Source organism: Bacteroides sp. 519 (genome assembly GCF_010500955.1).
Taxonomy (GTDB): domain Bacteria; phylum Bacteroidota; class Bacteroidia; order Bacteroidales; family Bacteroidaceae; genus Bacteroides.
On the sequence record NZ_QVMJ01000169.1, the window covers coordinates 1 to 301 of the forward strand.

At 40.9% G+C, this 301-nt stretch carries 1 pseudogene; it reads right to left on the bottom strand.

The annotated features are described in order from the left end of the window. Positions 1–208 precede the first annotated feature (208 nt). Positions 209–301: pseudogene (locus D0T85_RS22400) on the bottom strand (50S ribosomal protein L22); the annotation flags it as partial.

Below are 301 nucleotides of genomic sequence, written 5' to 3' on the forward strand. Positions count from 1 at the left end.
GTTGATGATGATTTGAAAAAGCTTCATTTTAATGACTACAATGATGAATGGCTTGAGTTTGTAGTTCTTAACCGAAAGCTATCCGTGAGGGTGGAGTAACGTAGAAGAAAAGAACCGCCTGTTGCAAAACAGGTAAGGGTGAGAAGGTGAATTTCTCTTTAAAGCTATTAATTGGAGGTCTTTACCCACCAAAATCCCTTTATTCCGTAACTTCCATTCCGCGGATCATGTCAGCCACGAGACGCATCTTACGGGGGGAAGTAGGCACATTTTGCAGTTTTGCAAAATACATGGTTTTAAG